This is a genomic window from Streptomyces sp. CNZ287, assembly GCF_007827615.1.
In genome coordinates, this window is record NZ_VISV01000004.1 from 407,033 (window position 1) to 433,500 (window position 26,468).

Annotated in this window: 27 protein-coding genes; 19 read left to right on the forward strand and 8 right to left on the reverse strand. The window is 72.9% G+C overall.

Annotated elements, in window-relative coordinates:
• Window positions 1-41 precede the first annotated feature (41 nt).
• Entirely contained in the window at window positions 42-896 is an 855-nt protein-coding gene (locus FB457_RS11825) for a potassium channel family protein (protein ID WP_145781785.1), read from the forward strand.
• Between the two features lie 71 nt (window positions 897-967).
• Here the strand turns inward: FB457_RS11825 and FB457_RS11830 are convergent, their stop codons facing one another.
• The gene (locus FB457_RS11830; protein ID WP_145781786.1) at window positions 968-1,990 is read right to left on the reverse strand and encodes an aldo/keto reductase; all 1,023 of its coding nucleotides are present in this window, start codon (window positions 1,988-1,990) and stop codon (window positions 968-970) included.
• Entirely contained in the window at window positions 1,978-2,391 is a 414-nt protein-coding gene (locus FB457_RS11835) for a MerR family transcriptional regulator (protein ID WP_047015558.1), read from the reverse strand. Before FB457_RS11835 ends, FB457_RS11830 begins: the two co-directional genes overlap by 13 nt.
• 86 nt (window positions 2,392-2,477) lie before the next feature.
• On the opposite strand from FB457_RS11835, the gene FB457_RS11840 reads away from it, so the two are divergent.
• Together FB457_RS11840 and FB457_RS35190 are read left to right on the forward strand one after the other, a co-directional pair.
• Window positions 2,478-3,317 carry a serine hydrolase domain-containing protein gene (locus tag FB457_RS11840; protein ID WP_145781788.1) on the forward strand — a complete coding sequence of 280 codons (840 nt, stop codon included), beginning with the start codon at window positions 2,478-2,480 and terminating at the stop codon, window positions 3,315-3,317.
• Between the two features lie 58 nt (window positions 3,318-3,375).
• The gene (locus FB457_RS35190; protein ID WP_164492519.1) at window positions 3,376-3,546 is read left to right on the forward strand and encodes a hypothetical protein; all 171 of its coding nucleotides are present in this window, start codon (window positions 3,376-3,378) and stop codon (window positions 3,544-3,546) included.
• Window positions 3,547-3,605: 59 nt separating this feature from the next.
• Here FB457_RS35190 and FB457_RS36065 read toward each other — a convergent pair whose 3' ends face one another.
• The gene (locus tag FB457_RS36065) at window positions 3,606-3,794 is read right to left on the reverse strand and encodes an alpha/beta hydrolase (RefSeq protein WP_347615198.1); all 189 of its coding nucleotides are present in this window, start codon (window positions 3,792-3,794) and stop codon (window positions 3,606-3,608) included.
• Here FB457_RS36065 and FB457_RS36070 point away from each other — a divergent pair.
• Entirely contained in the window at window positions 3,723-3,944 is a 222-nt protein-coding gene (locus FB457_RS36070; RefSeq protein WP_486589002.1) for a hypothetical protein, read from the forward strand. The two genes, FB457_RS36065 and FB457_RS36070, sit on opposite strands and share 72 nt — an antisense overlap.
• A gap of 118 nt (window positions 3,945-4,062) precedes the next feature.
• Complete coding sequence (locus FB457_RS11850; RefSeq protein ID WP_486588998.1) at window positions 4,063-4,230, forward strand: hypothetical protein; 168 nt, start codon at window positions 4,063-4,065, stop codon at window positions 4,228-4,230.
• A 479-nt stretch (window positions 4,231-4,709) separates the two neighbouring features.
• On the opposite strand, the gene FB457_RS11855 is transcribed toward FB457_RS11850, so the two are convergent.
• Complete coding sequence (locus tag FB457_RS11855) at window positions 4,710-5,381, reverse strand: pirin family protein (RefSeq protein WP_078898201.1); 672 nt, start codon at window positions 5,379-5,381, stop codon at window positions 4,710-4,712.
• Window positions 5,382-5,492: 111 nt separating this feature from the next.
• On the opposite strand from FB457_RS11855, the gene FB457_RS11860 reads away from it, so the two are divergent.
• From FB457_RS11860 to fabF, 5 genes are all read left to right on the forward strand, one after another.
• Window positions 5,493-6,707 carry a PucR family transcriptional regulator gene (locus FB457_RS11860; protein ID WP_078898202.1) on the forward strand — a complete coding sequence of 405 codons (1,215 nt, stop codon included), beginning with the start codon at window positions 5,493-5,495 and terminating at the stop codon, window positions 6,705-6,707.
• A gap of 89 nt (window positions 6,708-6,796) precedes the next feature.
• Window positions 6,797-7,747 carry an ACP S-malonyltransferase gene (locus tag FB457_RS11865; RefSeq protein ID WP_047015561.1) on the forward strand — a complete coding sequence of 317 codons (951 nt, stop codon included), beginning with the start codon at window positions 6,797-6,799 and terminating at the stop codon, window positions 7,745-7,747.
• Complete coding sequence (locus FB457_RS11870; RefSeq protein WP_047015562.1) at window positions 7,744-8,778, forward strand: ketoacyl-ACP synthase III; 1,035 nt, start codon at window positions 7,744-7,746, stop codon at window positions 8,776-8,778. The genes FB457_RS11865 and FB457_RS11870 overlap by 4 nt, the downstream gene beginning before the upstream one ends.
• Window positions 8,779-8,859: 81 nt before the next feature.
• On the forward strand, window positions 8,860-9,108 hold the full coding sequence (locus FB457_RS11875; protein ID WP_047015563.1) for an acyl carrier protein: 249 nt from the start codon (window positions 8,860-8,862) through the stop codon (window positions 9,106-9,108).
• A 108-nt stretch (window positions 9,109-9,216) separates the two neighbouring features.
• Window positions 9,217-10,482 carry a beta-ketoacyl-ACP synthase II gene (fabF, locus tag FB457_RS11880; protein WP_047019861.1) on the forward strand — a complete coding sequence of 422 codons (1,266 nt, stop codon included), beginning with the start codon at window positions 9,217-9,219 and terminating at the stop codon, window positions 10,480-10,482.
• A 65-nt stretch (window positions 10,483-10,547) separates the two neighbouring features.
• Here fabF and FB457_RS11885 read toward each other — a convergent pair whose 3' ends face one another.
• Entirely contained in the window at window positions 10,548-11,042 is a 495-nt protein-coding gene (locus tag FB457_RS11885; RefSeq protein ID WP_047015564.1) for a DUF3145 domain-containing protein, read from the reverse strand.
• A gap of 226 nt (window positions 11,043-11,268) precedes the next feature.
• Between FB457_RS11885 and FB457_RS11890 the strand changes: the two genes are divergently transcribed.
• From FB457_RS11890 to FB457_RS11930, 9 genes are all read left to right on the forward strand, one after another.
• Window positions 11,269-12,171, forward strand: a complete 903-nt coding sequence (locus tag FB457_RS11890; RefSeq protein ID WP_047015565.1) for an SGNH/GDSL hydrolase family protein — start codon at window positions 11,269-11,271, stop codon at window positions 12,169-12,171.
• A gap of 60 nt (window positions 12,172-12,231) precedes the next feature.
• Window positions 12,232-13,338, forward strand: a complete 1,107-nt coding sequence (locus tag FB457_RS11895) for an aldose epimerase family protein (protein ID WP_047015566.1) — start codon at window positions 12,232-12,234, stop codon at window positions 13,336-13,338.
• A gap of 90 nt (window positions 13,339-13,428) precedes the next feature.
• Window positions 13,429-14,580, forward strand: a complete 1,152-nt coding sequence (locus FB457_RS11900) for a mandelate racemase/muconate lactonizing enzyme family protein (protein WP_047015567.1) — start codon at window positions 13,429-13,431, stop codon at window positions 14,578-14,580.
• A complete protein-coding gene (locus FB457_RS11905; protein ID WP_047015568.1) occupies window positions 14,573-15,589 on the forward strand; it encodes a zinc-dependent alcohol dehydrogenase in 1,017 nt (338 codons plus the stop codon). The genes FB457_RS11900 and FB457_RS11905 overlap by 8 nt, the downstream gene beginning before the upstream one ends.
• Before the next feature lie 77 nt (window positions 15,590-15,666).
• Window positions 15,667-16,704, forward strand: coding sequence for a hypothetical protein (locus FB457_RS11910; RefSeq protein WP_047015569.1), 1,038 nt, complete (start codon window positions 15,667-15,669; stop codon window positions 16,702-16,704).
• Between the two features lie 5 nt (window positions 16,705-16,709).
• Window positions 16,710-17,831 (forward strand): multiple monosaccharide ABC transporter substrate-binding protein, encoded by a 1,122-nt coding sequence (chvE, locus tag FB457_RS11915; RefSeq protein ID WP_047015570.1) that lies wholly within the window; start codon window positions 16,710-16,712, stop codon window positions 17,829-17,831.
• A gap of 17 nt (window positions 17,832-17,848) precedes the next feature.
• Window positions 17,849-19,402 carry a multiple monosaccharide ABC transporter ATP-binding protein gene (mmsA, locus tag FB457_RS11920; protein ID WP_047019862.1) on the forward strand — a complete coding sequence of 518 codons (1,554 nt, stop codon included), beginning with the start codon at window positions 17,849-17,851 and terminating at the stop codon, window positions 19,400-19,402.
• Entirely contained in the window at window positions 19,399-20,640 is a 1,242-nt protein-coding gene (gene mmsB / locus FB457_RS11925; protein WP_047015571.1) for a multiple monosaccharide ABC transporter permease, read from the forward strand. The genes mmsA and mmsB overlap by 4 nt, the downstream gene beginning before the upstream one ends.
• 51 nt (window positions 20,641-20,691) lie before the next feature.
• Window positions 20,692-21,882: an aldose epimerase family protein gene (locus FB457_RS11930; RefSeq protein WP_047015572.1), complete on the forward strand. Its 1,191-nt coding sequence runs from the start codon at window positions 20,692-20,694 to the stop codon at window positions 21,880-21,882.
• A 77-nt stretch (window positions 21,883-21,959) separates the two neighbouring features.
• Here the strand turns inward: FB457_RS11930 and FB457_RS11935 are convergent, their stop codons facing one another.
• The 3 genes from FB457_RS11935 to FB457_RS11945 all read right to left on the reverse strand — a co-directional run bounded on the left by FB457_RS11935 (window position 21,960) and on the right by FB457_RS11945 (window position 26,378).
• Window positions 21,960-24,488: a glycoside hydrolase family 172 protein gene (locus tag FB457_RS11935; protein WP_145781789.1), complete on the reverse strand. Its 2,529-nt coding sequence runs from the start codon at window positions 24,486-24,488 to the stop codon at window positions 21,960-21,962.
• A 158-nt stretch (window positions 24,489-24,646) separates the two neighbouring features.
• On the reverse strand, window positions 24,647-25,534 hold the full coding sequence (locus FB457_RS11940; RefSeq protein ID WP_145781792.1) for an aldo/keto reductase: 888 nt from the start codon (window positions 25,532-25,534) through the stop codon (window positions 24,647-24,649).
• A gap of 7 nt (window positions 25,535-25,541) precedes the next feature.
• Complete coding sequence (locus FB457_RS11945) at window positions 25,542-26,378, reverse strand: SMP-30/gluconolactonase/LRE family protein (RefSeq protein WP_078898629.1); 837 nt, start codon at window positions 26,376-26,378, stop codon at window positions 25,542-25,544.
• Window positions 26,379-26,468: the final 90 nt, after the last annotated feature.

Genomic DNA, 26,468 nt, shown 5'->3' on the forward strand with positions numbered 1-26,468 from the left:
CGGCCGGGCCGCGGGCCACGGGGTCTCCGTAGCATCAGGCCATGCTCAGTAAACCGGACACTATCCCCGACCACGCTGACCCCGGTGCCGCCGCCCCGGCCGAGGCACCCGCGGCGCAGGCGCGGCTGGCGCGGTGGGAGCGGCGCACACGGCGTCCGCTGCTCGGGCTCGCGCTGGTCTTCGCCACCGCGTACGCCATGCCCATCGTGGATCCCGGCATGCCGGGTGCGCTGCACACGGCATGCCGGGCCGCGACGTGGGCCGTGTGGGCCGTCTTCGCCGCGGACTACGCCTGGCGGCTGCGACTGGCGGAGGACCGGTGGAGGTTCGTACGCACCCACGCCCTCGACCTCTGCGCGGTGCTGCTGCCGCTGATCCGCCCGCTGCGGCTGCTCCAGCTCGTCTCGGCGCTGCTGCTCACCGGCCGGCTCGCGACGGCCGCCGCCCAGGTGCGGCTGACGACGCACGTGGTGGGCTCGGTCCTGGTGCTGTGGTTGTTCGGCGCGCTCGCGGTGCTGGAGGTGGAGCGAGGAGAGCCCGGCGCCAACATCCACACGCTCGGCGACGCCGTCTGGTGGGCGTTCACGACGATGACCACGGTCGGGTACGGGGACCTCGCCCCGACGACGGGCCTGGGGCGGCTGCTGGCGATCGGGCTGATGGTATCCGGGATCGCGCTGCTGGGTCTGGTCACGGCGAACATCGCGGCGTGGTTCATCTCGCAGGTGCGGCAGGAGAGCGAGCACGAGGAGAAGCAGACGGCGGCGCTGCGGGAGCTGACGCGGGAGGTGGCGTCGCTGCGCGCCGAGGTCACGGCCCTGCGGCAGGCGGGGGTGGAAGCGGCAGCGGCCCCGGCGGGCGGGGCCGTGCCGGGGCCGGCGGCTCCTGGGGAGTGACGGCCGGGGGCCCGTCCCGCACGGCCGGCCCGCGGCCCCCGCGGCGGCCCCCCTCCGCGCCGCCGCCCTCGCTACTCCCGGCCCGCGGACGTGAAGGTGACGTCCGCGTACCGCGGCCCCGCGACCTGCTCGGCCAGCGGCTCCAGCAGCGCGCGCTCCGCCTCCGTCAGCTCGATCACCGTCGCCGCGGCGTTCTCCTCCACCCGCGACGGCTTCCGCGTCCCCGGGATCGGCACGACCGTCATCCCGCGCAGTGCCGCCTGCCCGTGCACCCACGCGAGCGCGATCTGCGCCGGCGTCGCCCCGTGCGCCTCGGCGATCTGCCGCAGCGGCGCGAGCAGTTCGGCGTTCTTCGCGCCGTTGCCGCCGGTGAAGCGCGGCATCGTGCGGCGGAAGTCGTCGGCGGTCAGATCCTTCTCGGCGTTGACGAAGGCCCCGGTGAGGAAGCCCCGGCCGAGCGGCGAGTACGGCACGAAGGCGACGCCCAGCTCCTGCGCGGCGGGCACCGCCGTCCGCTCCACGTCCCGGCTGAAGACCGACCACTCCGACTGCACCGCGGCGATCGGGTGCACCGCATGGGCCGCGCGCAGCTCCGCGCCGGTGACCTCGCTCAGCCCGAGGTGCCGTACTTTGCCCTCCTGGACCAGCTCGGCCATGAATCCGACCGTGTCCTCGATCGGGACGCGCAGGTCGCGCCGGTGCATGTAGTAGAGGTCGATGGTCTCCACGCCGAGGCGGCGCAGGCTGCCCTCGATGCAGGAGCGCAGATAGGGCCGGTCGTTGCGGATCACCCGCTTCTGCGGCTCCTCCGGGTCGATCGAGATCGAGAACTTGGACGCGAGAGTGACGGCGTCCCGGTTGGCGCGGATGAAGGGGGCGATGAACTTCTCGTTCTCGCCGTCGCCGTACATGTCGGCGGTGTCGTACAGGGTGATGCCGAGTTCGAGGGCGCGGTCGAGGGTGGCCCGGGCGGCGTCCGCGTCGGTGGGCCCGTACGCGAAGCTCATACCCATGCAGCCGAGGCCCTGGACCCCGACCCGGGGCCCGTCGGTGCCGAGGGGGACGGTGGCGACGGGGGTGTTCATGGAGTGCATCCGGAAGCTGCTCCCTCGTAGAATTCGATCTTGAAGTCGAGGACGGCGAGCGTCGTCTGAAGGTTGGCGATCTGCTGCCGGACCACCTCGCGGTGTTCCCGGAAGAGCTGGGTGCGCTCGGGCATGGTCTGGTCCCCGGCCCGTACCAGCTCGGCGTAGCGGACCATGTCGGCCACCGGCATCCCGGTGAGCCGCAGCTTGCCGATGAGGTCGAGCCAGTCGAGGTCGCCGTCGGTGTAGAGGCGCTGCCCGGTGTGCGAGCGGTGTACGCCGTTGAGCAGCCCGATGCGCTCGTACCAGCGCAGGGTGTGCGCGCTCAGTCCCGTGTACGAGGCGACCTCGCTGATGGAGTAGTGATCTTGGCCCACGGGGCGCACCCGGGCCGCTGTGGTCAGGCTCATTACCGGCTCCCCACTCTCGACGCGTCGACGCTACTGACTTGGAGTGCACTCCAAGCAACAAGATATGCGCGCGTTAGGCTCGGCGCATGGACAGCCTGCTTGTGATCGACTCGTGGCCCGTCGGTACGGCGGCGGCCGCGGCCCTGCGCGCCGACGGCTCGCTCGCCGGGTCGCACGGCCCGGCGGACCATCGCTTCTATCTGGCGTCGGTGACGAAGCCCCTGGTGGCGTACGCCGTGCTGGTGGGCGTCGAGGAGGGCGCGATCGAGCTGGACGAGCCGGCGGGTCCCGAGGGCTCGACCGTACGCCACCTGCTGGCGCACACCTCCGGGCTGGGTTTCGACGAGCACCGGGTGATGGCCGCGCCGGGCACCCGCAGGCTGTACTCGAACGCCGGCTTCGAGGTCCTGGGCGACCATCTCGCGAAGGCCACGGACATACCGCTGGCGGAGTACGTCCGGGACGCTGTCTTCGCACCGCTGGGCATGACCGCAACGAGCCTGGACGGGTCACCCGCGTATGCGGCGACGTCGACGGTGGCGGACCTGGCGCGGTTCGCGGGCGAGCTGCTGGTGCCGCGGCTGATCTCGGACGAGACGCATGCGGAGGCGACGTCGGTCTGCTTCCCCGGCCTGAAGGGCGTGCTGCCCGGCTACGGGCATCAGAGCCCGAACGACTGGGGTCTGGGCTTCGAGATCCGCGACGGCAAGTCCCCGCACTGGACGGGGTCGTCGTCCTCGCCGCAGACGTACGGCCACTTCGGCCAGTCGGGCACCTTCCTGTGGATCGACCCGGAGGCGCCCACGGCGGCGGGCCACGGGGCCGCGTGCGTGGCGCTGACGGACCGGCAGTTCGGCGAGTGGGCAGCAGAGGTGTGGCCGCCGTTCACGGACGGGGTACTGGGGGAGCTGGCCGGAGGGAAGTGACCTCTGTCACCGGTCGGCGCTAGTCTGGCGAGCAGTTGACGGTGAGGGGGGAGAAGCGATGCTTTTCGGATTCGGCAGCGCGTTAGAGAAGTTGGTCACGGTCGCGGGGGTGGTGGTCGCGGCGGTGGCGGTGGTGAAGCTGGCCGAGGAGACGGACCCGGCGGACGCGGCGGCGGACGCCCCGCCCGCGGACCCCGGCCCCGAGGACGCCCGCCCCGCAGAGGCGTGAGGGGCGTACGGGACGGCTGCCCCGGGCATCCGTGACCGCGGTGGCCGGGGCCGGGGCGGTCAAGGTGTGCAAGTCCGGTCGGCCGGGGGCAGGGGGCCGCCGGCGAGGTAGGTGTTGACTGCCCTGTCGGCGCATCGGATGGGCCGGTTGCCGCTGATGGCGTTGGTGTAGACGCCGTGGCTGCGGATGTCGGCCGTCAGGAGGCGGGAGCCGCCGAGCGCGCGGTGCAGGGCGACGCCGCCCGGCACGGGGCTGAGGGCGAGGGGGTAATCGAGTCCGGGCCCGCCGGGCCCGCCGGGGTTGGCGAGGAGGATGCCGCGGCGCTGGGAGGGCTCGGCGGTGGCGCGCGGATGCGCGAGACGGCGATGTCGGTGGTGCGGCCGTGGGGAGCGGCGTAGTCGAGGGGCACGGAGAGCCGCCCGCACTCGGCTCCGGCTTCCACCAGGCCCCTGTACACGCACCTCGCCCCCCGGCTCCGGCTCCCGCGTCCTCGGTACGCACCTGCCCGCCCCGGACATGACCGCCGAGCAGGCCCTCGCCGCCGGCATGCCGCCGATGGGCGTCACGCACGAGTGGCTGAACACCGCCGGCCAGCCCGGCCGCCCCCGGTACGCCACGGAACCCGGCATCCCGCTCACCACCTTCGAGCAGTGGGCCCGCGACCACCTGCCGGCCGGCCGCTGACGCAAGGCGCTCCCCCGGGCCGCCGTCCGCTGCCCGGTGACCCGCCCGGCGGGTGCGTGGCCGGAACAACACCGTTGCCCGCCGGGCGCCTTCGGGCCCCATGGGGGCATGAGTAACCCCGCCTCCTTACCGCCCGTCGCCGCCGCCGGGCAGGCGCCGCTCATGCGGCTCGATTCCGACCGGCACTTCGACGCCGGCGTCAACCTGTCCACCTGGGCCATCGCCCGCCGGCTGCCCCGGACCCTCGCAGAAGCCGGGCGGCTCGGGTGGCGGACGGACCGGCGGGCCCTGGCGGCGCTGCTCGGGTGCCAGGCCGGGGCTCCCCCTGGCGGCAGCGACTCGGTGCCTTCGGGAACGGTGGCTCTTCGACGGGGAGATCAGCCTGCCAGAGGCCGCGGCTCCGTTTCATGAGCGACATGACCCATAGGAATGAAGCAGGGCAGGTCGCTTCCCGGCATGAAGCGCCCGCACCGGAGGCCCTATTCCCCGGCCGGCTGCATCTCCCACACCAGCGCCGTCGCCGGCTCCTCGGCCGTCAGGTCCAGTCCCTCGCAGCCGGCGATACGGGCCGCGTCCCCCGGCCCCGCCGCCGGGGACCCGCCGCCGACGCGGACCGCGCCGCGGACCACGTGCACGTACACCCACGGCGCGTCCGGCAGCGCCGTCCGCTCCCCCGGGCGCAGCCGGCGCACGTGCAGGACCGACGCCGCCCGCTCGACCGCCAGCGGCGTGCCGTCGGCGATGCCGCGGACCACCTCGTACGAGGGCTCGCCGCCCGGCGCCGCCGGCATGAACCACATCTGGAGGAACGCCAGCGGCGCCGGGCCCGCGTTGCGCTCCACGTGCCGGATGCCCGTGCCCGCGGAGAGCCGCGCGACGTCCCCGGGGCGGACGGTCTCGGTGCGTCCTGCGGAGTCCTCGTGGGTCAGCTCGCCGTCGAGGACCCAGGTGACGATCTCCATGTCGCGGTGCGGGTGTTCGGCGAAGCCCGCGCCGGGCCGCAGCCGCTCCTCGTTGCAGGCGACGAGCGCGCCGAAGCGGACGTTGTCCGGGTCGTAGAAGCCGCCGAAGGAGAACGCGTGCAGCGTCTCGATTCCGGCGCCCGCGTCCCCGCCGCGGTAGCGCGCCCGCCCCCGCCGTAGCTGAATCACCCCGCCACCGTACGCCGCCCGAAGCCGCCCGAAGCCCCGCGAAGCGGCCGGAGTCCCCGCGGAAAGACGCCGCTTTCGTCCGACGCGACCCGGATAGGGCAGGCTAGACCCGTGCCTGAACCGACCGAGACACCCGAGCCGCCCGACCGTGACGCCGCTCGGTTGCAGCATCCGCACACCGCGACCCTGCGCCGGCTGGAGAAGTCGTCCGGGGAACTGGCCGCCGCCGCCATCGCCCGGATGGATGAGCAGTTGCCCTGGTACCGGGCCATGCCTCCGGAGCACCGCTCGTGGATCGGGCTGGTCGCGCAGGCGGGCATCGCGGCCTTCACGGAATGGTTCCGGCACCCCGAGACGCCGCAGGCCATCTCGACCGACGTGTTCGGCACGGCGCCGCGGGAGCTGACCCGGGCGATCACGCTGCGGCAGACCGTGGAGATGGTGCGTACGACGATCGAGGTGATGGAGTCCGCGATCGAGGACGTCGCCGCGCCCGGCGACGAGTCCGCGCTCCGCGAGGCGCTGCTCGTCTACGCCCGCGAGATCGCCTTCGCCACCGCCCAGGTCTACGCGCAGGCCGCGGAGGCCCGCGGCGCGTGGGACGCCCGGCTGGAGTCGCTGGTGGTGAACGCGGTGCTGTCCGGCGAGGCCGACGAGGGCGCCGTGTCCCGCGCGGCGGCGCTCGGCTGGAGCTCGCCCGACCACGTGTGCGTGGTGCTGGGCACCGCGCCGGACGGCGACAGCGAGCTGACCGTGGAGGCGATCAGGCGGGCGGCGCGGCACGCGAAGCTCCAGGTGCTGACGGGGGTGCTGGGCACGCGGCTCGTCGTCATCGCGGGCGGCAGCGCGGAGCCGCTGAAGGCGGCGAAGGCGCTGATCGGCCCGTTCGCGCAGGGTCCGGTGGTGGCCGGCCCGGTCGTCGGCGACCTGCTGGCCGCCACGCGCTCCGCGCAGGCCGCGGCGGCGGGGCTGAAGGCGTGCTCGGCCTGGGAGGACGCGCCGCGGCCCGTGCTGGCGGACGACCTGCTGCCGGAGCGGGCGATCGCCGGCGATCCGGCGGCGCGTGAACAACTGGTGGAGGAGATCTACAGTCCTCTGGCGGAGGCCGGCTCCGCGCTGCTGGAGACGCTCAGCGTCTACCTGGAGCAGGCGTCGAGCCTCGAAGGCGCCGCACGGATGTTGTTCGTTCACCCCAACACCGTTCGCTACCGGCTGCGACGTGTGACCGATGTCACGGGGTGGTCCCCGTCCGATGTCCGTTCGGCGTTTACTCTGCGTATCGCACTGATCCTCGGCCGGCTGACGGAGACGGAACCCCAGCCGTAGTCATTTGTTCGGACTCAACAAATCCCTCCGGTGTTCTTCGTCCCCGTCCCCACGGGCGGCAGACACCCCCGACAAGAGAAGGTTGAAGGGTGCTCGTACTCGTAGCTCCCGGCCAGGGCGCCCAGACGCCCGGCTTCCTCACCCCCTGGCTCGACCTCCCCGGCGTCGCCGAGCGGCTGTCGGCCTGGTCGGACGTCGCCGGGCTCGACCTGGTCCGCGCCGGCACCGAGGCGGACGAGGACGAGATCCGCGACACCGCGGTGGCGCAGCCGCTGCTGGTCGCCGCCGCCCTCGTCAGCGCGTACGCGCTCTTCGAGGGCCCCGGGCCGCTGCACCGGCAGGTCGGCATGGTCGCGGGGCACAGCGTCGGCGAGCTGACCGCCGCCGCGCTCGCCGGGGTGATCACGGACGAGGAGGCCATCGCGCTGGTACGGGCCAGGGGCCTGGCCATGGCCGAGGCCGCCGCCGTCACGGAGACCGGCATGTCCGCCGTGCTCGGCGGCGAGCAGGACACCGTGCTCGCGCACCTGGACCGCCTCGGCCTCACCCCCGCCAACGTCAACGGCGCCGGGCAGATCGTCGCCGCCGGCACCGCCGCGCAGCTCGCCGAGCTGGCCGAGGAGAAGCCGGAGGGCGCGCGCCGCGTCGTGCCGCTGAAGGTCGCCGGCGCCTTCCACACCGAGCACATGAAGTCCGCCGTGGCCGCGCTGGCGGCGAAGACCGGGCAGCTCACGCCCGCGGACCCGCGTATCCCCTACGTGTCCAACGGCGACGGCCGGGTCGTGGCCTCGGGCGCGGAGGTCGTCGAGCGGCTGGTCGCGCAGGTCGCCAGCCCGGTGCGCTGGGACGCGTGCATGGAGACCTTCGCGGCGCACGGCGCGACCGCACTGGTGGAAGCCGCCCCGGGCGGCACGCTCACGGGACTCGCCAAGCGCGCGCTGAAGGGCGTGGCGGCGGTGCCGCTGAAGACCCCCGAGGACATCGAGAAGGCCCGTGCCGCCGTCGCCGGGACGGCCGCCGCCGCGGAGGAGAGCACATGACCGCGAAGATCCGCCCCACCAAGGGTGCTCCGTACGCCCGCATCATGGGCGTCGGCGGCTACCGCCCGACCCGCGTCGTGCCCAACGAGGAGATCCTGCAGTACATCGACTCCTCCGACGAGTGGATCCGCAGCCGCTCGGGCATCACCGCCCGGCACTGGGCAGGGCCCGACGAGACCGTCGCGCAGATGTCCGTTGAGGCCGCCGGCAAGGCGCTCGCTGCGGCGGGCGTGACGGCCGAGCAGGTCGACGCCGTGATCATCTCGACCGTCTCGCACTTCATGCAGACGCCGTCGGTGGCCACCGAGATCGCGCATCTGCTGGGCGCCGGCAAGCCGGCCGCGTTCGACATCTCCGCCGCCTGCGCCGGCTTCGGGTACGGGCTGACGCTGGCCAAGGGCCTGATCGTGGAGGGCAGCGCGGAGCACGTGCTCGTCGTCGGCGTCGAGCGGCTCTCCGACCTCACCGACAAGTCCGACCGGACCACCGCCTTCCTCTTCGGCGACGGCGCCGGCGCGGTCGTCGTCGGCCCCGCGGACGAGCCGGGCATCGGCCCCTCGGTGTGGGGCTCGGAGGGCGACAAGCACGAGACCATCAAGCAGACCCTGCCGTGGGACCGCTTCCGCGTCGGCGACCTGGGGCAACTGCCCCTGGACGAGAACGGCGACGTGAAGTTCCCCGCGCTCACCCAGGAGGGCCAGACGGTCTTCCGCTGGGCGGTCTACGAGATGGCCAAGGTCGCCCAGGAGGCCCTGGACGCCGCCGGCATCACGCCGGACGAGCTGGACGTCTTCATCCCGCACCAGGCCAACATGCGGATCATCGACTCGATGGTGAAGACCCTCAAGCTGCCGGAGCATGTCGCGGTCGCCCGCGACATCGAGACCACCGGCAACACCTCGGCCGCCTCCATCCCGCTGGCCATGGAGCGGATGCTGGCGACCGGGCAGGCGAAGAGCGGGGACACCGCCCTCGTCATCGGGTTCGGGGCCGGACTGGTCTACGCCGCCACGGTCGTGACCCTGCCCTGACCCGCGGCCGGGCCCGCCCCGGCCGCCGCGCAGCTCACTCCCATGAGAACCCTCAAGGAACGGAAAGAAGGAGTCCCCAAGATGGCCGCCACTCAGGAAGAGATCGTCGCCGGTCTCGCGGAGATCGTGAACGAGATCGCCGGCATCCCGGTCGAGGACGTCCAGCCGGACAAGTCGTTCACCGACGACCTGGACGTCGACTCGCTCTCCATGGTCGAGGTCGTCGTCGCCGCCGAGGAGCGCTTCGACGTCAAGATCCCGGACGACGACGTCAAGGCGCTCAGGACCGTCGGCGACGCCACGGACTACATCCTCAAGCACCAGAGCTGACCGCCCGGCTCTCCCGCTGTCGCCACCCCCTCCCCCGCGCCCCCCGGCGCGGGCGGCGGCCCGCGGTGGTGCCGTAGGAACACCTCAACCTTCGGAGTGAGCATCGACGTGAACGCGACCGATCGCACCGTGGTCGTCACCGGAATCGGCGCCACCACACCGCTGGGTGGCGACAGCGCCTCCACCTGGGACGGCCTGGTGGCCGGCCGTTCCGGCATCGCCGACCTGGCCCACGACTGGGCCGCGGAACTGCCCGTGCACTTCGCGGGCGAGGTCGCGGTGGAGCCCACCGAGATCATCCCGCGGCCGCAGGCCCGCAAGCTGGACCGGGCGGCGCAGTTCGCGCTCGTCGCCACCCGGGAGGCGTGGGCGGACGCCGGGTTCACCGCCAAGGCGGGCGAGGACGCGGCGGTCGACCCCGACCGGCTGGGCGCGGTCGTCGCCTCCGGTATCGGCGGCGTGACGACGCTGCTGGAGCAGTACGACAACCTCCGGGACAAGGGCGCCCGGCGGGTCTCCCCGCACACCGTGCCGATGCTCATGCCCAACAGCCCGGCGGCCAACGTCGGCCTGCAGATCAACGCCCGGGCCGGCGTGCACACGCCGGTCAGCGCCTGCGCCTCCGGCGGGGAGGCGATCGGGTACGCGATGGAGATGATCCGCACCGGCCGCGCCGACGTCGTCGTGGCCGGCGGCACGGAGGCGGCGATCCACCCGCTGCCCATCGCGGCGTTCGCCAACATGATGGCGATGTCGAAGAAGAACGACGACCCGCAGGGCGCCTCCCGCCCGTACGACAAGGCGCGCGACGGCTTCGTCCTCGGCGAGGGCGCGGGCGTGCTGGTGCTGGAGTCCGCGGAGCACGCGAAGCGGCGCGGGGCGAAGGTCTACTGCGAGGCGGTCGGCCAGGGGCTGTCGGCGGACGCGCACCACATCGCGCAGCCGGAGCCGAGCGGCCGCGGCATCGCGGCGGCGCTGGAGAACCTCTTCGCGCACAACGACCTGACGCCCGCCGAGGTCGTCCACGTCAACGCGCACGCGACGTCGACGCCGCAGGGCGACGTGGCGGAGATCAAGGCCATGGAGAAGGTCTTCGGCGACGAGCTGGGGCACGTCCTGGTCTCCGGTACGAAGTCGATGACCGGCCATCTGCTGGGCGGCGCCGGCGGCATCGAGTCGGTGGCGGCGGTGCTGGCGGTGAAGCACCGCGTCGCGCCGCCGACGATCAACGTCGAGGACCTGGACGACGAGGTCGACCCGGCGCTGATCGCCGTGCGGGCGACGCCGCTGCCGGCCGAGGGACCGATCGTGGCGCTGAACAACTCGTTCGGCTTCGGCGGCCACAACGTGGTGCTGGCGTTCCGCTCGGTCTGACGCCGCGGCCCGGCCCGTCCCTGCGTGTCTTCACCGTGAGCCGGTGGGCCCGACGGCCCGCCGGGTCATACCACTTGGTGCAGCCAGCGGACGGGTGCGCCCTCGCCCGCGTGGCGGAAGGGTTCCAGCTCGTCGTCCCACGGCTTGCCCAGCAGCTTGGCGATCTCCGCCTCCAACTGCGTCTCACCGCGCTGCGCCCGGGCCAGCGCCGCGCGCAGCCGGTCCTCGGGGATGAGGATGTCGCCGTGCACGCCGGTGACGGCGTGGAAGATGCCGAGGTCGGGGGTGGAGCTGTAGCGCTCGCCTTCCGCGGTGGCGTACGGCTCGGCGGTGACCTCGAAGCGCAGCAGGTGCCAGCCGCGCAGCGCGGAGGCGAGCCGGGAGGCGGTGTCGGGCTCGCCCTGCCAGGAGAACTCGGCGCGCCAGGTGCCGGGCGAGGCGGGCTGGGGGATCCAGTCGAGGCTGATCCGGCCGCCGAGGACGCCGGCGACCGCCCACTCGATGTGCGGGCAGAGCGCCCGCGGGGCAGAGTGGACGAACAGAACTCCACGTGTCGTCACCGGGGGCCTCCATCCGCGGGCTCGAAGTTGCCTAGAGTAAACACCACGGGTCGCCTTTCCGGGTAAACAGGACACTCCGTTACCGGGTGCGATCCCGCCGCGATACGGCCCGTTGAGCCTCAGCCAAGCTACCGTGCCGTCGCACCACGCGCGTGCCGTACGGTCGGTCCTGGGCATGCTGACCTACGTTCGGAGGAGGACCTCGGGGGCGGGAGGGAGCGCAGGGATGCGCAAAGGGGCGGCACTCGTCTTCACGGGGGCGGTCGCGATGTCACTGGTCCTCGCCGGCTGCACCGGCGAGGGCGCGACACAGGGGAAGGACAAGGGATCTGCCGCGCCGTCAGGCGGCGCGGAGGAGGCGGGTGCGCCCTCGCGGGAGGCCCGGGCGGCGCCCCGGCCGCCGACGTCGGTGGCCGCCCTCGGCGACTCCATCACCCGCGGGTTCCACGCCTGCGAGCCGCTCACCGACTGCCCGGAGAAGTCCTGGTCGACGGGTGATTCGAAGGACGTGGAGAGCCTCGCGCGGCGGCTGCTGGACAAGCCGTCGGGGCACACGTGGAATTTCGCCCGTTCGGGCGCGCAAGTGGCGGATCTGCCGGTCCAGACGGGCGAGGCCATCGCCCGCAGGCCGGATCTCGTGACGATACTCATGGGGGCCAACGACGCCTGTACGGAGAGCGCGGAGGAAATGACTCCGGTGGCGGACTACCGCACGGCGGTGGCGGACTCGCTGGACCGGCTGGAGGCCGACCTGCCGCGGACGCAGGTGTACGTGTCCAGCGTGCCGAGCCTCATGCGGCTGTGGGAGGTGGGCCGGGGCAGCGTGGTGACCCGGCAGGTCTGGTCGCTGGGCATCTGCCAGTCGATGCTCGCGGACCCCTCGGACCTCGGCACGACGGCCAGCGGCCGGCGCGAGGAGGTGCAGGACCGGGTGGTGGCGTACAACGCGGTGCTGGCGGAGGAGTGCGGGAAGCATCCGCTGTGCGTGTACGACGACGGGGCGGCGTTCCGGTACGCCTTCACCGGCGACCACCTGAGCCGCTGGGACTCCTTCCACCCGGACGAGGACGGCCAGAACGCCCTGGCGGAGATCGCGTACGAGAAGCTCCGGGAGGCCCGGGAGGGGTAGGCGAGCGGCCGGCGGGCGGCGGTCTGGGGGACGGTCCGGAGGGCCGCATAGGGTTTTGTCATGGCCGAGACTCCCCTGCCCCCGCCCGGCGCCGTGCCGGCGCCCTCCGTGACCGCCGAGCCCTTCGGGAAGCTCGCCGACGGCACGCCCGTCGAGCGGTGGACGCTGGTCGCGGGCGGCACCCGGGTGCGGGTGCTGTCGTACGGCGGGATCGTGCAGTCCGTGGAGGTGCCGGACCGGGCGGGGCGGTACGCGAACGTCGTGCTGGGGCTGGCGACCGTGGACGAGTACGTGGAGCATCCGGACCCGTACTTCGGCGCGCTCATCGGGCGGTACGCGAACCGCATCGCCGGCGCCTCCTTCACTCTCGGCGACCGCACCTACCCGCTGCCCGCCAACGACGGCCCCAACTGCCTGCACGGCGGCGCCCGCGGCTTCGACAAGCGGGTATGGGCCGCCGCCGCGGCGCCGGCCGCGCCCGGGTCCGCCGCGCTGCTGCTGTCGCGGACGAGCCCGGACGGCGAGGAGGGCTTCCCCGGCACGCTCGACGTGCGGGCCACGTACACCGTGACCGCGGAGGGCGCGCTGCGCTTCGACTACGAGGCGACCACCGACGCGCCGACCGTGGTGAGCCTGACGAACCACTCGTACGTCAACCTCGACGGCGAGGGCAGCGGCAGCATCGAGGACCACCGGCTGCGCGTCGCCGCGAGCCGGTTCACCGTCAACTCCCCCACCTCGGCGCCGACCGGCGAGATCGCGGACGTGGCGGGCACGCCGTTCGACTTCCGCACCGCGCGTCCGGTGGGCGCGGAACTGCGCTCCGGGCACCCCCAGTTGCTGATCGGACTCGGGTACGACCAGAACCTCGTGCTCGACAAGGGCGTCACCGCCACGCCCGAGCCGGTCGCCGAGGTCTCCTCGCCCGCCTCGGGGCGTTCGCTGCGGGTGCTGACCACCGAGCCGGGACTACAGCTCTACACCGCGAACTTCGTCTTCCCGTCGTTCACCGGGCCGTCCGGGCGGGCCTACCGCCCCGGCGACGGACTCGCCCTGGAGACCCAGCACTTCGCCGACTCCCCGCACCACCCGCACTTCCCCTCGACCGTGTTGCGGCCCGGCGAGCATTACCGTTCGGCCACGGTCTACGAGTTCGCCGTGCGCTGACCGTTGACACCTGCCGCCCGCCTCCTTACCGTCACGCCTGTATTTCGAACGCCTGACGAAATCTCGAACGCGGTGAAGGAGCCACCAGCCGTGCGCATCACGGGAATCAGCACGCACGTCGTCGGTACCCCCTGGCGGAACCTGACCTATGTCCAGGTGCACACCGACGCGGGCCTCACCGGGGTCGGCGAGACCCGGATGCTGGGCCGCACCGACGCCCTGGTCGGCTATCTCCGCGAAGCGGAGGTGAACCACATCGCGGGCTCCGACCCGTTCGCGATCGAGGATCTGGTCCGCCGGATGAAGTACGGCGACTTCGGCCGGGCGGGCGAGATCGTGATGTCGGGGATCGCGTGCGTGGAAACGGCCTGCTGGGACATCAAGGGCAAGGCGCTGGGCGTGCCGGTGTGGCAGTTGCTCGGCGGGGCGGTGACCGACCGGGTCAAGGCGTACGCCAACGGCTGGTACACCACCGAGCGCACGCCCGAGGCGTACCACGAGGCCGCCCGCCGGGTGGTCGAGCGCGGCTACCGGGCGCTGAAGATCGACCCGTTCGGTGCGGGCCGCCTGGAGCTGGACCACGCCGAGTCCCGCTACGCGGTCTCCCTCATCGAGGCCGTACGCGACGCCGTCGGCGACGAGACGGAGCTGATGCTGGAGATGCACGGCCGCTTCTCCCCGGCCACGGCGGTGCGGCTGGCGCGGGAGATGGCGCCGTTCCGGCCGGCGTGGCTGGAGGAGCCGGTGCCGCCGGAGAACCTCAAGGCGCTGGCGAAGGTGGCCGGGCGGGTGGACGTGCCGGTGGCGACAGGTGAGCGGATCCACGACCGGATCGAGTTCCGGGAGCTCTTCGAGAGCCAGGCCGCGGACATCGTGCAGCCGGACGTGGGGCACGTCGGCGGCATCCTGGAGACCCGCAAACTCGCCGCCACCGCCGAGACCCACTACGTGCTGCTCGCGCCGCACAACGTCGGCGGCCCGGTGCTGACCGCCGCCTCCCTGCACGTCGGCTTCTGCACCCCCAACTTCAAGGTCCTGGAGCACTTCAACGACTTCGCCGACGCGGAGATCAAGAAAGTGGTCAAGGGCGCGCCCGAGGTGGTCGACGGCTACTTCACGCGCTCCGAGGCACCGGGCCTGGGAGTGGAGCTGGACACCGACGCGGCGGCGGAGTTCCCCCAGCAGCGGGCGCACTTCGATCTGTGGGCGGACGGCTGGGAGAAGAGGAACCCCGATGGCTGAGTCCCACCGCGCGGTCGTGCTGCACGAACCGGGGCGGGCGCGGGTCGGAAGCGTGGCGTCGTCGCCGCCGGGGCCTGGCGAGGTGCGGGTGCGGGTGTACGCGGCCGGGGTGTGCGGCAGCGACCGCGAGGTGTACGACGGCACCCGCCCGGCCGGTTACGTCACCTACCCGCTGACGCCCGGCCACGAGTGGTCGGGCACGGTGGCGGAGGTCGGGCCCGGCGCCGACGCGGCGCTGGCCGGGCGGCGGGTGGTGGCGGAGGGGTTCCGCTGCTGCCAGGTGTGCGCCCGCTGCCGGTCCGGCGAGACGAACCTGTGCGCCGGGCCGTACGACGAGACGGGGTTCACCCGCGCCGGGGCGTTCGCGGAGACGGTCACGGTGCCGGCGCGGCTGCTGCACGTCCTGGACGACGACGCCGACCTGCGCGCCGCCGCGCTGCTGGAGCCGGCGGCCGTCGCCGCGGCGGCGGTGCTGCGCGGGGCGCCGCTGCCGGGTGAGCGGGTGGCCGTCGTGGGGGGCGGGACGCTGGGGCTGCTGGCGGTGCAGTTGCTCGCGGGGTACGCGCCGGCGGAGCTGCTGGTGGTGGAGCCGCGGGCGGAACGGGCCGAGGCGGCGCGGGGGTTCGGCGCGCGGGCGGTGGCGCCCGGCGCTGCCGGGGGCCTGGCGGGGGCGTACGACATGGTCGTGGAGACGGCGGGGGCGGAGCGTTCCGCGGCGGCCGCGGTGGAGCTGGTACGGCGCGGGGGGCGGGTCGTCGTCGCGGGCATCCCGCCGGGCGGGGCCGCGGGGGTCGACCCGGTGGCCCTGGCGATGCGGCAGATCGCCGTGTACGGGGTCTTCGGCGCCTCGTCGGCGGCGTGGTCGTACGCGGTGCGGGCGTTCGGCGCCGGGCAGCTGGACCCGGCGGCACTGATCACGCACGAACTGCCGCTGGACGCCTACGAGAAGGCCGTCGGCCTGGTCGGCGGCGGGGATCCGGCGGTGGGCAAGGTGCTGCTGCGGCCGTAGGTGCGCGTGCGGCCCGCCGCGGCCTTCCCATCGGTACGAAACCGAACGACGTCCGATATAACGAACGAAGGAGTACCGTGCCTCACGCTCCCGGTGAACCGGCCCTCGGCCGCCTCGGCTTCGCGGCCCCGCCGCCCGATCCCGCCGACACCTCGCCGTACGCCTTCCCCGACGGCGGCCGCTGGCGCACCGAGATCCCTTCCGTCGAGGGGCCGGAGGCGCTGGCCGCGGTGCTGGAGGAGAGCACCCGCCTCGGGGTGCCCGTGCACCGGATCAGCCAGGGCAGCGGCGTGTGGATGCTCACCGACGCCGAGATCGCCGACATGGTCGCGGCCTGCGCGGCGCGGGACATCGAGCTGTCGCTGTTCACCGGCCCGCGCGGCACCTGGGACACCGGCGGCGCCACCCGCAGCCCCTCCGGCGGCGGGGGGCTGCGGGCCCGCGGGCACGACCAGCTCGCCGGCTGCGTGGAGGACGCGCTGCGCGCCGCCCGGCTGGGCGTGCGGTGCCTGCTCGTCGCGGACGAGGGGGTGCTGTGGCTGCTGCACGGGCTGCGCGAGATCGGCGAGCTGCCCGCGGACACCACGTTCAAGGTCTCCGCGCTCGTCGGCCCGGTGAACCCCGCCGCGTACGCGGTGTGGGAACGGCTGGGCGCCGACTCACTGAACATCCCCTCGGACCTCTCGCTCCAGCAGCTCACCGAGATCCGCCGGGTGAGCGCGGCGCCGATGGACCTGTACGTGGAGGCGCCCGACGACCTCGGCGGCTACGTGCGGATGTACGACGCCGCCGAGCTGATCCGCCGCGGGGCGCCGCTGTACCTGAAGTTCGGCCTCTCCAAGGCCCCCGGGATCTATCCGTACGGCGCCCACATGCGCGAGACGGTGCTCGCCACCGCGCGCGAGCGGGTACGCCGGGGGCGGCTGGTCCTGGACCTCCTCGACCGGCTCGGCGCGGGCGGTGCGATGTCGCCGCCCGGGTCCCGGCTGCCGGGGGCGCTGCACAGGTTCCCGGGGGCCGGGTCCGGTGCCGCTCCCGGGACCGGACCCGGCCCCGGGCCCGTCGCCACCCCCGCCCCCGCTTCCTCCCCCGCCTCCGTATCCGAAGGGAACTGACCACCATGCGCACCCCCCGCACGCCCCGAATCGCCCGTCTGCGGACCGCCGCCGCCGTGTCCGCGCTCGCCCTCGCCCTCGCCGCCTGCGGCCAGGACAGCGAGGGCGGCAGCGAGGAGAAGAAAGACGGCGCCGAGGGCGGCACGATCGGCATCGCGATGCCCACGAAGTCGTCGGAGCGCTGGATAGCCGACGGCGAGAACATGGTGAAGCAGTTCGAGGCCGCCGGCTACGAGACCGATCTCCAGTACGGCGAGGACAAGGTCGAGAACCAGGTCTCGCAGATCGACAACATGATCACCAAGGGCGTGGACGCGCTCGTCGTCGCGGCGATCGACAACACCTCGCTGACGGAGGTGCTGGCCGACGCCAAGGAGGCGGACATCCCCGTCATCGCGTACGACCGGCTGATCCTGGAGACGGAGAACGTCGACTACTACGCCTCGTTCGACAACGAGCGGGTCGGCAGGCTCCAGGGCCAGTACATCGTGGACGCGCTGAAGCTCGACGAGGACAAGGACGCCGAGTACAACATCGAGCTCTTCGCGGGCTCCCCCGACGACAACAACACCCGCTACTTCTTCGACGGCGCCATGGCCGTGCTCCAGCCGTACCTGGACTCCGGGCAGCTCACCGTCCGCTCCGGCCAGACCGGGCTCAACCAGGTCACCACTCTGCGCTGGGACGGCGGCACCGCGCAGAAGCGCATGGACGACCTGCTCAGCGGCAACTACGGCGGCGGCGAGGACGTCGACGCCGTGCTGTCCCCGTACGACGGCATCTCCATCGGCGTGCTCTCCGCGCTCAAGGGCGCGGGCTACGGCAGCGGCGGCAAGGAACTGCCGGTGGTCACCGGCCAGGACGCCGAGCTGGCGTCGGTGAAGTCCATCATCGCCGGGGAGCAGACGCAGACCGTCTACAAGGACACCCGCAAGCTCGCCAAGCAGGCCGTGCAGATGACCGACGCCGTGCTCACCGGCGGCAAGCCGGAGGTCAACGACACCGACACGTACGACAACGGCGTCAAGGTCGTCCCCGCGTTCCTGCTGGATCCCGTCAGCATCGACAAGACCAACACGGACCTGCTGGTCGAGGAGGGCTACTACAAGGCCGGGGACCTCACGTGACCGCTGCGGTCCTTGAGATGCGCGCCATCACCAAGACCTTCCCCGGGGTCACGGCGCTGGCCGACGTCAGCCTCACCGTCGCACCCGGCGAGATACACGCCGTCTGCGGCGAGAACGGCGCCGGCAAGTCGACGCTGATGAAGGTCCTCAGCGGAGTCCATCCGCACGGCAGCTACGAGGGCGAGATCTTCTTCGAGGGCGCACCGTGTGCCTTCAAGGACATCGCGGCCAGCGAGGAGCGCGGCATCGTCATCATCCACCAGGAGCTGGCGCTGGTGCCGTACCTGTCCATCGCGGAGAACATCTTCCTCGGCAACGAGCAGGCGAAGCGCGGCGTCATCTCCTGGAACGAGACGCTGCGCGCCGCCGCCGCGCTGCTGAAGCGCGTCGGTCTGGGCGCGGAGAAGCCACAGACCCGGATTGCCGACATCGGCGTGGGCAAGCAGCAGCTCGTGGAGATCGCCAAGGCCCTGTCGAAGAAGGTGAAGCTCCTCATCCTCGACGAGCCCACCGCGGCACTCAACGACGAGGACAGCCGCAAACTGCTGGACCTCATCCGGGAGTTCCGGGACCAGGGCATCGCCTGCATCCTCATCTCGCACAAGCTGAACGAGATCCGGCAGGTCGCGGACAGGGTGACGATCCTGCGCGACGGCCGGACGATCGAGACGCTGGCGGTACGGGATGCGGAGTCGGGCGGCGAGGGTCCAGCACTGTCCGAAGACCGCATCATCCGCGCGATGGTCGGCCGCGACCTCGACCACCGCTTTCCCGAGCGCTCCCACTACCGGGGCGACGATGAAGGCACCGTCGCGCTCGCCGTCGAGGGGTGGACCGTACGCCACCCCATCGACCACGAGCGCAAGGTCGTCGACGACGTCTCGATCGAGGTGAGGCGCGGTGAGATCGTCGGGATCGCGGGCCTGATGGGCGCGGGCCGCACCGAGCTGGCGATGAGCGTCTTCGGCCGCTCCTACGGCCGGTACGAGTCCGGCACGGTACGGGTCGACGGCCGCGAGGTCGACACCCGCACCGTGCCGGACGCGGTGCGGCACGGCATCGCGTACGTCACGGAGGACCGCAAGACGTACGGCCTCAACCTCATCGACAACGTCATGCGCAACATCACGCTCTCCGCCCTGCCGAAGCTGGTCCGCCGCGGCGCGGTCGACGAGCACGAGGAGCGGCGGGTCGCCGAGGGCTACCGCACGTCGATGAACATCAAGACCCCGACGGTCTTCGAGCCCGTGAACCGGCTGAGCGGCGGCAACCAGCAGAAGGTCGTGCTCAGCAGGTGGATCCACGCCGACCCCGAGGTGCTGCTCCTGGACGAGCCCACCCGCGGTATCGACGTGGGCGCGAAGTACGAGATCTACACGGTCATCGACCGGCTGGCCGCCCGCGGCAAGGCGGTGGTCTTCATCTCCTCGGAGCTACCCGAACTGCTCGGGATGTGCGACCGGATCTACACCATGGCCGCGGGCCGGGTGACCGGCGAGGTGCCGCGGTCGCAAGCCACTCAGGAAGTCCTCATGCGCCACATGACCACGCACGTAAGGGACGAAGGATGAGCCCGCTGACCACCGAGAAGCGCGACACCCCGCCCGCCGCCCCCGCCGCCGGCGGATCCCGCGGCGCGCTCGCCGGCGCCCTGCTGGACGCGATGCGCAACAACATGCGGCAGTACGGCATGCTCGTCGCGCTCGGACTGATCGTCGTGGTCTTCCAGGTATGGAGCGACGGCACGCTGCTGCTGCCGCGCAACGTCTCCAACATCGTCCAGCAGAACAGCTACATCCTGATCCTGGCGATGGGCATGATGATCGTCATCATCGCCGGGCACATCGACCTGTCGGTGGGCTCGCTGTGCGCGTTCGCCAGCGCGATGTCGGCCGTGATGATGGTCAACCACGACTTCCCGTGGCCGCTGGCCCTGGTGTGCTCGCTGCTCATCGGCGCGGCGGCGGGGGCGTGGCAGGGCTTCTGGATCGCGTACGTCGGCATCCCGTCATTCATCGTGACGCTCGCGGGCATGCTGGTCTTCCGCGGCCTCACCCAGATCGTGCTCGAAGGCCAGTCGCTCTCCCCCTTCCCCAAGGGCTTCCAGAACATGGCCCAGGGCTTCCTCCCGGAGACGGGCCCGGACACCAACTACCACAACCTGACCCTGCTGCTGGGGTTGTGCGTCGGCCTGTTCCTGCTGTGGCAGGAGTGGCGCGACCGCCGCCGCCAGTTGTCGTACGAACTGGACGTGCTGCCGTACCCCCTGTGGCTCGGCAAGTGCGCGTTCATCGTCGCCGCCGTCGTGGCCGCCACCCTGATGCTGGCCAGCTACCGCGGCGTCCCGGTGGTCCTGCTGATCATGGCGGGCCTGCTGGTCTCGCTGGGCTACGTGATGCGCAACGTCGTCGTGGGCCGCCACGTCTACGCCCTGGGCGGCAACCGGGCGGCGGCGACGCTGTCGGGCGTCAAGGACAAGCGCGTCACCTTCCTGGTCTTCGTCAACATGGGCGTCCTCGCCGCCCTCGCCGGCTGCGTCTACGCGGCCCGCCTGAACGCGGGCGTCCCGAAGGCCGGCGAGATGTTCGAACTGGAGGCCATCGCGGCGGCCTTCATCGGCGGCGCGTCGATGAGCGGCGGCATCGGCACGGTGTTCGGCGCGGTCATCGGCGGCCTGGTGCTGGGCGTGCTGAACAACGGCATGTCGCTGGTCGGCCTCGGCACGGACTACCAGCAGGTCATCAAGGGCCTGGTGCTGCTGGCGGCGGTGGGCTTCGACATCTGGAACAAACGCCGGGCGGGCGCGTAGCGCGTGACGCGTGCGTCCTGCCCCCTTCCCTCAACGAGGAGCTGCATCGACATGACCCAGGACCGAGCCCCGCTCGCCGCGACTTCGGCGACCAGCAGACGGACGTTACTCGCCGCCACTGCCGGGGGCCTCGCCGCCGCCGGCCTGGCGGCCCCCGCCGCGGCGGAGACCGCGGGCCGCCCCCGCAAGCCGGTGCGCGAGCCCTTCGGCACGCTGGCCGACGGCACCCGCGTGGACCGCTGGACGCTGAGCAACGGCGGCACCCGGCTCGGAGTGCTGTCGTACGGCGGCATCGTGCAGTCCCTGGAGGTGCCCGACCGGCACGGGCGGTACGCCAACGTGTCGCTCGGCTTCGGCGACCTCGGCGACTACGTCGCCCTGAGCCCGTACTTCGGCGCGCTCATCGGACGCTACGGCAACCGCATCGCCGCAGGCCGCTTCGCACTCGACGGCCGGACCTACCAACTGCCGCTCAACGACGGCGACCACAGCCTCCACGGCGGCGACAAGGGCTTCGACAAGCGGGTGTGGGACGTCGAGCCGTTCACCTCCGCCGCGGGCGTGGGTCTGACGCTGCGCTACGTCAGCGGCGACGGCGAGATGGGTTACCCGGGCGCGCTGACCACCAGGGTCGACTACACCCTCACCGCGGGGGGCGACTGGCGCATCGACTACGCCGCCACCACCTCCGCGCCGACGGTCGTCAACCTCACCAGTCACGTCTACTTCAACCTCGCCGGCGAGGGCAGCGGCGACGTCTACGGCCACGAGCTGCGGATAGCGGCCTCCCGCTACACCCCCGTCGACGCCGGTCTCATACCCACCGGTGAACTGGCCCCGGTCGCCCGCACCCCCTTCGACTTCAGGCGCGCGAAGACGATCGGCGCGGACCTGCGCGACGACCACGAGCAACTGCTCTACGGCAAGGGCATCGACCACAACCTGGTCCTGGACAAGGGCATCACCCGCGCCCCCGAACGCGTCGCCACGGTCCGGGAGCCGTCCTCGGGCCGCACGATGAGCATCGCCACCACCGAGCCCGGTCTGCAGTTCTACAGCGGCAACTTCCTCGACGGCTCTTTCACGGGCACCTCGGGCCGGGTCTACCGCCAGGGCGACGGCTTCTGCCTGGAGACCCAGCACTTCCCCGACTCGCCGAACCAGCCGTCGTTCCCCTCCACGGTCCTCCGGCCCGGCGACACGTACCGTTCCACCACCGTGCACTCCTTCGGCACGGACTGACCCTGTGCGCCGGCGGGTGGCCCTCCCGTGCCCGGGACGGCCACCCGCTGTTCCCCGCCTGACGGGAGCTGACGGGGTCAGCCGCCGTCGCGCAGGCTGTGGGCCTCGTACGACTCGGCCGACCACGGCGGGGCGTCCGCCGCCGGGGTCAGCGTCACCGTGATCTCCCGTTTGCCCGCCGTCACGCTCGCCGGGATCTGGTACGTGTCGTCCAGCCAGCGGCGCTCCGCGTTGCCCAAGGGCTGGAGCCAGTCCGGCAGCCGCTTCCCGTCGACCCGCACCGCCGCGCGCTGGTACGGCGCCGCCTGGTCGCTCGTGCGGCGCAGCTCCACGCCCGCGTTGCCGCGGTCGACGCGCAGGGTGAAGCTGACCGGTGCCGTCGTGGCGCGGACGTCTGCGGTGAGGCGCAGCGGCTTCTGCGCGTCGCCTTCGAAGACGGAGTCCAGCCCGGTGACGTCACCAGGGGCGTCCGACGTGTAGCCGTGGGCCTCCTCGCTCTCCGGGTCGCCCACGTCCAGGGTGTCGGTCTTCGCGCCGGTCGCCTTCTTCTCGCCGTACCAGTACGCGGTCGACGAGTAGTCCGCCTGCTTGTCGTTGACGAAGCCGTGCTCGATGTCGAAGTCGATGGCCTGGGTGAACGGCACCGCGTCGTGGATCATCAGCCGGTACGTGCCCGTGCAGTCCCGGTCCGCCGCGCAGCCGGTGGGCGGGCCGAGGTGGGCGGGGTTGCCGTTGAAGGGCTGGGCGTAGGTGCCGCGGTTGAAGTACCAGCCGCTCTGGTAGAAGTCCTCGGTGCCGGTGCCGTGGATCTGCGGGGTGCGGGCGCCGTCGACGTACACGCGCTCGTCGCCCTCCAGGTAGTTGCGGTTCAGCTCGCCGGTCATGGTGTGGGTGACGCCGGTGAACTTGCCGGTGCCGGCCGTCGCGAGGAAGTCCCAGCTCTCCCCCGGCACCGTCGGCCCCGCGTGGGACGTGGCGCGGAAGCGGCCCGCGTCGCCGGAGGCGACGGCCTGGGCGTGGGTGCGGGACGGGGCGGCGGTGACCTCGGCGGTGCCGGACGTGACCGCCGTGCCGGAGCCGTTGTAGAGCTCGACCTTCGCGTTCCGCGCGAACGGCATGGGCCACCAGGAGGTGAGGACGGGCCCGCCCGCGGCCTCGGCGTCGATGCCGTACATCAGGGCCCGTACGGGCGCGGTCGCGTGGCCCGAGCCGAAGAACTCGCCGAGCGGGGCGTCGACGGTGCGCTCGCCGTCGAAGGTGGCGCGCAGCCGCAGGCCCCGGAGCACGTCCTGGGCCGCGGCGAGTTCGGCGCGCTCGCCGTCGCCGAGGGGGTAGTCGTACGTGCGCACGCCCTGCCAGTTCGGCGCGGTGATGGCGTAGCCGTGGGCGGTCTCGCTCGCGGCGTCGCCGACGTCCATGGTGTCGGTGCGGCGCGTCTCGCCGCCGACGCGGCTGTCGGCCCAGTACGTGAACTCGTTGACGTCGAGGTCGGAGGAGACGAAGGCGTTGCGTACGGTGATCTCCGACTTCCCCGCGGTGAGCTCCGCGGGCAGCTCCACGCTGTCCTCGCCCCACAGCCCGCCGCCGGCCTGCGGCGTCGGGCCCCAGGTGCCGGCCTCGCGGCCGTCGACGTACACGGTGGCGACCTGGTTCGCGATGATCGGGTCGTAGCGGCGGGTGAGCCGCACGCCCTCGTTGCCGGGGTCGATCGCGAGGGTGAACTCGCTGCCGCCGCCCGCACCGTACGCCCTGCCGTCGTCGGTCTCGCTGCGCGGCTGGACGTAGGGGGCCTGCGGGAGCTTCAGGCGCAGCTCGGTGAGGAGCCCGGGCCGGTCGGCGCGGGCGAGGGTCTGGGAGGCGCCGGGCGCGAGGGAGAGACCCGTGCGCTGCGTGCGCGCGCCGGGCACGACCGGCTTGGGGTCGGCGGTGCCGGCGGCGCGCAGGGCGGCGACGACGTCGGCGGCGGGGTCGTCCGGGTCGAAGGTGGTGACGCCCTCGGCGTCGGCGAAGGTGCGGTACGAGACGTGGTGGAAGAGCGGGTTGTGCTCGGTGGTGATCCGCATCGACTCGCGGTACGGCATCGGCACCTCGATCACCACGCCGCCGGACGTCTGGTCGGCGTTGGCGACCAGCGGGCTGACGAAGGGGGCGCCGAGCTTGCCGTCGACCAGGTCCTGGAGCGGTGCGTCGACGACCTTCTCGCCGTCGAGTTCGACGGTGATCCGGCCCGTCCTGCTGACGTCGCCCTCGTCGCGGGTGAACCAGATGGCGCCGATCTCGCCGGCCCCGGCCTGCTCGGCGATGACGCAGCCGGCGGGGGTCGTCCGCAGACAGGAGTACTTGCCGTCGAAGCCGTCGTGCGCGTTGCCGCCGGTGCGGTCGAAGCTGGAGAACTGCTTGGTGTGCACCCCGGCCGGCAGGTCGGAGAGCCGGTCGAGCTGCCGGTACGTGTCCCATCCGACGGGCCCCTTGGCGGCGGCCCGGTCAGGGCCGCCGCGCGGCTCGGGCGCCTCGGGCGCGGCCGCCGCCAGGCCCCCGGTCGCCAGCGCCGTCACCACGGCGAGGAGGGCGGCGGTGCCGCCGCGAATCCGGCCATGTCTGTCCACGGTGCCTCCCAGTCTTCTCGAAATCGATTTCACGAGAAGCTAGGCGCGGTCAGCGGGTCGGTCAAGGGGTATGCACAGAGCAGGAGTTGAAGGGAGGGCCTGTCAAGCCCTTCGGTACGCAATCGATTTCAGAAATCGGGGCCGCGGCCCCGCGGGCCTCACGACCACAGGGCGTCCAGCCGCTCCAGATGCGCCGGCTCCAGCCGTACGCCCGCCGCCGCGACGTTCTCCTCCAGATGCCCGAGCTTCGCCGTCCCCGGGATCGGCAGCACCACCGGCGAGTGCGCCAGCAGCCAGGCCAGCGCGACCTGCACCGGCGTCGCGCCGAGTTCGCGGGCCACCGCCCCGATCACCCGGTACGGGGCCTGGGGGCCCCCGGCGTCCGGAGCGCCCGCGGCGTCCGCCGGCGGCACCGCGCCCAGCACCGGGCGCCACGGCAGGAACGCGATCCCCGCCGCCGCGCAGGCGTCGAGCACCGCCTCGTGCTCCCGGTCGCCCACGCTGTAGCGGTTCTGCACGCTCGCGACGTCCACCAGCTCCCGCGCCCGCGCCAGTTCCCCGGCCGTCACCTCGGAGAGACCCAGCCGCGCGACCTTCCCCGCCTCCTGCAGCTCCCGCAGCGCCCCCACCTGCTCGGCGAGGTCCACCTCCGGGTCGATGCGGTGCAGTTGGAGCAGCTCGATCCGCTCCACCCGCAGCCGCCGCAGGGCGTGGTCCACCTGCTCGCGCAGCACCTCGGGCCGGCCGTCCAGCCCCCACTCCCCCGTCTCGGCGGAGCGGGCGACACCGACCTTCGTGGTGATCAACAGCTCCTCGGGGTACGGGTACAGCGCCTCGGCCAGCAGCTCCTCGTTGGCCCCACCGCCGTACAGGTGCGCCGTGTCGATCAGCGTGACGCCCAGCTCCACCGCCCGCCGCGCCACCGCGACCGACGCCGCCCGCGCGTCCGCCGGTCCGGCGGGCAGCTGCATCGCCCCGAACCCGAGCCGGCCGACCTCCAGGTCCCCGCCGATACGGAACGTCCCCGCCGCCGTCTCCGCGGTCATCCGCGCCTCACCCCTCGAACGGCGCCTGCGGCAGCCCGCGGCCCGCGTCCGGCAGGACCAGGACGGAACCCGCCAGCGGGTGCGCGTCGGCCAGCGACGAGGAGGTGATGTACAGGTCGGTCAGCTCAGGTCCGCCGAACGCGCAGGACGTGGGGCGGCGTACGGGCACCTCCACCGTGCGGTCCAGGGTGCCGTCCGGGGCGTACCGGCGCACGGCGGCGCCGTCCCACAGCGCCACCCACACGTATCCCTCGGCGTCGACGCAGAGCCCGTCGGGCGAGCCCGGGGTGTCCTCCACGGCGGCGAACAGGCGCCGGCCCGTGACCCCGGCGCCGTCGGTGTCGAAGACGTCGATGCGGCCCGTGGGGGTGTCGGCGTAGTACATGAGCCTGCCGTCCGGGCTCCAGCCGGTGCCGTTGCTGACGGTGACGTCGTCCAGGACGACGGTCTGCGTGCCGTCGCCGGTGACCCGGGCCAGGGTGCCGCCGCCGGGGGTGGAGTCGTAGCGCATGGTGCCGGCCCACAGGGCGCCGTCGGGGGCGACCATCGCCTCGTTGCCGCGGCGTCCCGCGACCGGCTCGTGGACGAGCCAGCGGAACGCGCCGTCCGCGTCGTAGAGCCCGACGCCGTCGCGCAGGTTGACGACGTAACCGGCGCCGCCGGCGCGCGGCTTGGCCGACCCGACGTGCTGCTCGGTGGTCTGCACGGTGCGCCTGCCGGTGGCCGGGTCGTAGGCGTGGATGCGGGCACCCAGGATGTCGACCCAGATCAGCCGGCCGGCCGCGGGGTCCCACGTGGGTCCCTCGCCCAGCTCGGCGCGCGTGCGTACGGCCACGTCCAGCATCGTCATCCGGCTCCTTCCCGGGTACGCCCCGGCTCTCGTCTCCGGGTGCGTCCCCGGCTCACTTCCCGTGTACGCGCCCTGCCCGCGTCC